The organism is Corticimicrobacter populi (assembly GCF_003123725.1).
Classification (GTDB): domain Bacteria; phylum Pseudomonadota; class Gammaproteobacteria; order Burkholderiales; family Burkholderiaceae_B; genus Corticimicrobacter; species Corticimicrobacter populi.
On sequence record NZ_QETA01000005.1, the window covers coordinates 265,097 to 271,485 of the forward strand.

8 protein-coding genes and 1 other RNA gene are annotated in these 6,389 nt (G+C 59.6%); 6 read left to right on the forward strand and 3 right to left on the reverse strand.

The window, feature by feature from the left end:
- Nucleotides 1–33: 33 nt before the first annotated feature.
- Nucleotides 34–474, reverse strand: coding sequence for a tol-pal system-associated acyl-CoA thioesterase (gene ybgC / locus DD235_RS13025; protein WP_109062523.1), 441 nt, complete (start codon nt 472–474; stop codon nt 34–36).
- 20 nt (nt 475–494) lie between these two features.
- On the reverse strand, nt 495–2,231 hold the full coding sequence (locus DD235_RS13030; protein WP_109062524.1) for a proline--tRNA ligase: 1,737 nt from the start codon (nt 2,229–2,231) through the stop codon (nt 495–497).
- 98 nt (nt 2,232–2,329) lie between these two features.
- Between DD235_RS13030 and DD235_RS13035 the strand changes: the two genes are divergently transcribed.
- The 5 genes from DD235_RS13035 to DD235_RS13055 all read left to right on the forward strand — a co-directional run bounded on the left by DD235_RS13035 (nt 2,330) and on the right by DD235_RS13055 (nt 4,781).
- Complete coding sequence (locus DD235_RS13035; protein WP_109062525.1) at nt 2,330–2,869, forward strand: RNA pyrophosphohydrolase; 540 nt, start codon at nt 2,330–2,332, stop codon at nt 2,867–2,869.
- Nucleotides 2,870–2,993: 124 nt separating this feature from the next.
- Complete coding sequence (locus tag DD235_RS13040) at nt 2,994–3,443, forward strand: hypothetical protein (RefSeq protein WP_109062526.1); 450 nt, start codon at nt 2,994–2,996, stop codon at nt 3,441–3,443.
- A complete protein-coding gene (locus DD235_RS13045) occupies nt 3,443–3,739 on the forward strand; it encodes a cell division protein ZapA (protein ID WP_109062552.1) in 297 nt (98 codons plus the stop codon). Before DD235_RS13040 ends, DD235_RS13045 begins: the two co-directional genes overlap by 1 nt.
- A gap of 4 nt (nt 3,740–3,743) precedes the next feature.
- A non-coding RNA gene (gene ssrS, locus DD235_RS13050) (6S RNA) lies at nt 3,744–3,928 on the forward strand.
- 79 nt (nt 3,929–4,007) lie between these two features.
- On the forward strand, nt 4,008–4,781 hold the full coding sequence (locus DD235_RS13055; RefSeq protein ID WP_109062527.1) for an SIMPL domain-containing protein: 774 nt from the start codon (nt 4,008–4,010) through the stop codon (nt 4,779–4,781).
- Here DD235_RS13055 and lgt read toward each other — a convergent pair.
- Complete coding sequence (lgt, locus tag DD235_RS13060; RefSeq protein WP_109062528.1) at nt 4,735–5,529, reverse strand: prolipoprotein diacylglyceryl transferase; 795 nt, start codon at nt 5,527–5,529, stop codon at nt 4,735–4,737. The two genes, DD235_RS13055 and lgt, sit on opposite strands and share 47 nt — an antisense overlap.
- Nucleotides 5,530–5,701: 172 nt before the next feature.
- On the opposite strand from lgt, the gene msrA reads away from it, so the two are divergent.
- Nucleotides 5,702–6,244, forward strand: a complete 543-nt coding sequence (gene msrA, locus DD235_RS13065) for a peptide-methionine (S)-S-oxide reductase MsrA (protein ID WP_109062529.1) — start codon at nt 5,702–5,704, stop codon at nt 6,242–6,244.
- Nucleotides 6,245–6,389: the final 145 nt, after the last annotated feature.

Here is a 6,389-nt window from a genome sequence, read left to right on the forward strand (position 1 = left end):
TAAAAGGTATGGGCGTAAAAAAATCCGGACCGTCTACGGAAGGGACGGGCGGACGTGCGACGCAAGTGTAGCGCGCAGCGTCTCGGGTATGGGAGCTGGCCGCATGCTGGATGTGTTCACGCAACAGACTTTGATATTGCCTTGCGTCAACAGTTCCCCGTCGCGCCAGACCTGCTGAAAAAACGTGACCGATGCGCGGCCCAGCGTGGAGATGTCACTGCGGATTTCGAGCAGGTCATCCAGCCGGGCCGGCTTGCGGTAATCCATGTCCAGTGCCCGGACCACGAAAATCGCCTGTTCGCGTTCGGCGATCTCGTGCTGGTGGAAATCCAGGGCTCGCAGCCATTCGGTGCGGGCCCGTTCCATGAATTTAAGATAGTTGGCGTAGAACACGACCCCACCCGCGTCGGTGTCTTCATAATAGATACGTACGGGGAAGACAAAGCCCGAAGCGTGCGTTGCTGCCTGGTTCATGAGGGTCGTGTGCTCCTTGGTCAGCCCAGCTCGGTGAGGCGGGCCACAATGACGTCGAGAGCGTCGCTGGTCTGTACCTGCTGGCTCTCGGCCTGTTTGCGTGCCTGCAATTCAATCATATTTTCCTTGAGACTGCGTTCTCCAACTGTTACACGAAGCGGCACGCCGATCAGCTCCCATTCGGCAAACATGACACCCGGTCGCTGATCACGATCATCCAGGATTACATCGATGCCCTCGGCCTTGAGTCCTTCGTACAGACGCTCGGCTTCGGCCCGGACGGCTTCGCTCTTGTTCCAGCCGACAGGGCAGATCACCACTTCGAAAGGTGCCAGGGCACGCGGCCAGACAATGCCACGTTCGTCATGGTTCTGCTCGATGGCCGCAGCGGCGATCCGGCTGATGCCGATGCCATAGCAGCCCATCTGCAGGGCGGCCGGCTTGCCGTTCTCGTCCAGGTAGGTTGCCTTGAGCGCCGATGAGTACTTGTCGCCCAGGAAAAAGACATGGCCGACTTCGATGCCACGCTGCATCAGCAGGCTTCCGTTGCCGGAAGGGGACACGTCGCCTTCGACCACATTGCGCAGGTCCGTGACCAGCTCAGGTTCGGGCAGGTCGCGGCCCCAGTTCACGCCGGTGTAGTGGAAGTCGACTTCGTTGGCACCGCAGACGAAATCGTGCATGTTGGCAACCGTGGTATCGACCACCACCTTGACGGGGCGCGTCGTTCCGATTGGCCCCAGGTAACCCGGCAGGCAGCCGAAATGCTCGACGATCTCGGATTCGGATGCAAAGCGAAAGCCCTGGTCCAGCCCGGGTACCTTGCCTGCCTTGATCTCGTTGAGGTCGTGATCGCCGCGCAGCAGCAGCAGCCAGATCGTCGGAGCCTTGTCTGCGTGGTCGGTTGCCAGTACCAGCGACTTGACGGTGTGGGCCAGCGGCAGACTCAGCAGGTCGGCCACGGCTTCACATTTGGCGGCACCGGGCGTGGAGGTCTTGATCAGAGGTTCGGCGGCTGCGGCACGTTCGGCAATCAGGCATGGTGCGGCGGCCAGTTCGATGTTGGCGGCGTAGTCCGAATCAGGGTCATACACGATCACATCTTCGCCGGTGTCGGCAATCACCTGGAATTCATGGCTGCGCGAACCGCCGATCGATCCGGTATCTGCTGCCACGGCGCGGAACTCCAGCCCCAGGCGCGAAAAAATGCGCTGGTAGGCTGCGTACATGGCATCGTAGCTGGCTTGTGCGGCCTCTGCCGAACGGTCGAAGGAGTAGGCATCCTTCATGGTGAATTCGCGACCACGCATCAGGCCGAAGCGCGGCCGACGTTCGTCACGGAACTTGGTCTGGATATGATAGAAATTGAGCGGCAGTTGACGCCAGCTGTGAATTTCGTTGCGGGCGATATCCGTGATGACTTCCTCGGACGTCGGCTGCAGCACGAAGTCGCGCTGGTGACGGTCCTTGATGCGCAGCAGTTCCGGGCCGTACTGTTCCCAGCGCCCAGACTCCACCCACAGCTCGGCGGGCTGCACCACGGGCATCAGCAGCTCGATGGCACCGGCTGCGTTCATCTCCTCGCGCACGATCTTCTCGATCCGGCGCAGCACCTTCAGGCCCAGCGGCATATAGGTATAGATCCCGCCAGCCAGACGGCGTATCATGCCGGCCCGCGTCATCAGGCGGTGGCTGGCGACTTCGGCTTCGGAAGGCGCCTCTTTGAGGGTGTTCAGGTGATATTTGGATGCACGCATGGAAGATTGTTGCCAGTGATCGGTTCTGAAAAGACTCTAAAAAGGGTCGGAGGTACGTATAATCAACTTCAATTGTATTGAATTCGCTGGAGGCGGCCATGCTGGATCGTGAAGGCTACCGTCCCAATGTCGGCATTATCCTCGTAAACGGCAAAAATGAGGTCTTCTGGGGCAAACGCATCAGGCAGCATTCCTGGCAGTTTCCCCAGGGTGGGATCAAGCATGGTGAAAGTCCCGCTCAGGCCATGTACCGTGAACTGCACGAGGAGGTGGGCCTCAGGCCCGAGCATGTCCGCATTCTGGGGCGCACGCGTGACTGGTTGCGCTATAACGTTCCTGAACATTTTATCCGGCGCGATTGCCGGGGACATTACAAAGGCCAGAAGCAGATCTGGTTCCTGCTGCGGTTGGTTGGCAAGGACTCCGATGTCTGCCTGCGGGCCTGCTCGCATCCCGAGTTCGACGCCTGGCGCTGGAGCGATTACTGGGTTCCTCTGGAGTCCGTGATCGAATTCAAGCGTGAGGTCTATACGCTGGCGCTCAACGAGCTCTCCGGCATCCTGTTTCGTCGCCAGAGCGATGCCCGCTATCTCCGCCAGCGGGTGCGGCCTGCTGTAACGGCGGCTGCCCAGAGCTGACCGATGGCGGGTGTCTGTCGTGCAGGCACCCGAGGTTGGATCAGAAGGTGAAGTTCGGTAAAAAATTAAGGCAAATTGCCGGGCACCGCCGCGTGCCGGACTGTGATGGTTTACGATAACGCCCATGTTGCAAGACCTAGATAAACTCGCCGCCCGTATCGGGCAATTGGTCCAGACCGTGCGCCAGCTCCAGGCCGAGCGCACCGACCTGCATGCTCGCCTGGCGCGGGCCGATACCGAGCGGCAGGCGCTGGAGCGTCGCTGTGCCGAACTCGACGAACAGTTCATGACGCTCAGCGCCAAGGCGGGCGAGCATGCGTCCGAGATGTCCGATCTGCGTACCCAGCTCGAAGCGGGGCAACAGGATGCCCGAGGGCAAGCCGAGCAGTTGCGGGTCCAGCTCGAAAGTGAGCGTGCGGCTGCCGAGACTCGTGAGCAGGCACTGCTTCGTCAGATCAAGGACCAGGAACAGGATTCCGGTCAATTGCGTTTTGCGGCCCATCAGGCCCGCGAACGTGTCGATGCACTGTTGGCCCGGTTGCCCGGCGGCCAGGTCCAGGAAGGAGGTGCATGATGGAGCGCGTTGATGTCACGATTCTTGGCCGGGAGTACTCGCTCGTATGCGCCGCATCCGAGCGCGAGTCCTTGCTGGCTGCCGTAAAACATGCCGATCGCCTGATGGGGAGTATCCATGCTTCCGGCAAGATTTCTGGCAATGAACGCATTGCGGTCATGGCAGCGATTGCCATAGCCGGCGAGTTGCTGACCATGAAGGCACCTGACGGACCCCTGGGTGGCTTGGCGATTGGCGACTTCAAGCGTAAAATTGAAGACATGAACACCATGATTGATGGTGTCCTGAATTCGTAAGTTTAAGTCCCTGCCGTGTTCGTGACTTGGTCATATATTCTCTGAACCTATGCCATATGGCTAAACGGCTGCAGGATCGGTCGTAGGTGAGATCGTCTCTAGTCAGACGAACCCGAAGCGGCCCTGAAAGTGGCCAACTTGAACCTGAGGGTTCGAGATGCCGACCTAGACGGCACAGGCGGGGCAAATACATGGGGTCTGTCAGCATCAAGCTGGCAGGCCCTTTTTTTATTGCCGATTCGGCACATGAAACCAGAGGGGGATACCCATGGCAACCACACGCATTGCAACCTCACGATTCGGCAGGCACGCGGTGCTGGGCGCATTACTGCTGACAGGCAGCATGGGCGCTGCGATTGGCGCACCCGGAGAACGGCCGCTCGAGCGGCATGAGCGGGCTACGCGACTGACATTGCAAGCCGGCGCTTCGACGGAGGTTCAGCAGGATACCGTCAATATTACGTTGGCTTCCGAGGTGGAGGCGGCCAGCGAGGATGCGGTCAGCGAGCCTCTGGCGCAGCGCATGGCCAAGGTCATGGAAGCGGCCAAGCGTGTGCCGAACGTCAAGGCGCATACTGGCAGCTATCGGATCTGGCCCAATACGGACCGGGATGGCAAGATTACTGCCTGGCGGGGGCGTGCCGAAGTCAATCTGGAATCTACGGATTTTGGTGCGGCATCCCGGCTCGCGGCAGAGGTCAGCGCTGAGATGCCGATTGCCGGTATCTACTTTTCGCTGTCGGAGCAGGCCCGGGCTGCGCAGGAAAAGCAGTTGTTGCGCCAGGCTGCGACGGCATTCCGTGAGCGTGCCCAGGAGGCGGCTGAGGCATTTGGCTTTGCCGGCTACCAGATTCGCAAGCTTGACCTGAGTGGCAGCGGCATGGCCTACGAGCAGTCGCGTGTTCGGATGGGGGCGGCCCCGGCCATGATGTCACTCAAGGCCGATAGTGCGCCGGTGCCGCTCGAGGCCGATACCGTCAGTGTCAGCGTGTCTGTCAATGGTGAAGTTGAGCTGCAGGGCGCCGGGTCCACAGGAAAATAACGACGCCAGCCGCGATCATGGGCAGGGACAGCCACTGTCCCATGCTCAGGTTGGCGGCCAGCAGTCCGAGGAAGTCATCCGGTTCGCGGGCAAATTCCGCAACAAACCGGCACAGCCCATATCCGATCAGGAAAACTGCCGATACCTGGCCGATAGGCCGGGGCTTGCGGGCAAACCACCACAACACTGCAAACAGCAGTAGGCCTTCGAGGCCCATCTGGTAAAGCTGGGAGGGATGGCGGGCAATGCCGTCGCCGGCTTGCGGGAAAACCATGCCCCAGGGGAGATCGGTGGGGCGACCCCACAACTCTCCATTGATGAAGTTGCCCAATCGGCCGGCGGCAAGGCCGAGCGGGATCAGCGGGGCGGTCAGGTCGCCTACTTCCAGCAACGACATTTTCCGACTGCGGGCGAACAGCAGCAATGCAATCACAACACCGAGCAACCCCCCATGGAAAGCCATGCCGCCTTCCCATACCTTGAGTATGTCGGCGGGGTGTGCCAGGTAATAATCGAACTTATAGAACAGGATATAGCCCAGGCGGCCGCCAAGGACCACGCCCACTACGCAATAGAAGATAAGATCTTCCAGATCGCGCAGTGATAGCCTGCTCAGACCATGGTTGATGCGCCATCGCCCCAGCAGCCAGGCCAGGGAAAAGCCAAGCAGGTACATCAGGCCGTACCAATGGACGGCCAGAGGGCCGATGCTGAAGGCAATGGGATCGAAGACGGGATGTTGCAGCATGGGAGGTCGCGATGAAAATGGATAGGGCATCATAACCGGATCGTGGAGAGGCGGCACCAATGCTTGCCGGGGGTGCGCTGCCTGTCGATGGCGGATGGCTGTATCGTATAGGGCCAGGGTGAGTGATAGGGGCCATCGTGTGGTTGCCTATATATATAAGAGGAGAGAACTTATGAGTCAGCATGACAAGGCCTTGTTTGGCGGTGGTTGCTTCTGGTGCACCGAAGCTGTTTTTTCGCATGTGCGTGGTGTCACTGCTGTCGTGCCCGGATATGCGGGGGGCTCGACTTCGTCACCCTCTTATCAGGCCGTGTGTCGGGGCGAGGGCGGGCACATCGAAGTCGTGGAGATCGTTTACGACCCAGGTCTGGTGTCCTATGCTGACCTGCTGCGCATCTTTTTTGCGACTCATGATCCGACTTCGCAAGACCGGCAGGGGGCGGATGCTGGCATCCAATATCGTTCCGTCGTGTTCTATCGGGATGAGATGCAGCATAGGCAAGTGCGGGAAGTGATCGCCGAGCTCGAGCGTGAACAGGTCTATGCGAAACCCATCGTGACACAGGTGTTGCCTGCGCCAATATTCTGGCCGGCCGAAGATTATCACCACAATTATTTTGCGCAGCACCCGGAGCAGGGCTACTGCAACATGGTGATCGCACCCAAGGTGGCCGCGTTTCGAAAACGTTTTTCCGCCCTTCTTGACGTTTCCTGAATTGCGGTGCTATAGTCTCGCTCCTTCGCAGTTCAGACGAACCAGACCTTGAGGCAAACGCCCAGGTGGTAGTTGGGGATGTGAAGGGATTTGGCAGGTTTGTTTTGAGGTTTGAAATAAATATGCCGGATGCGGTACCTGAAGA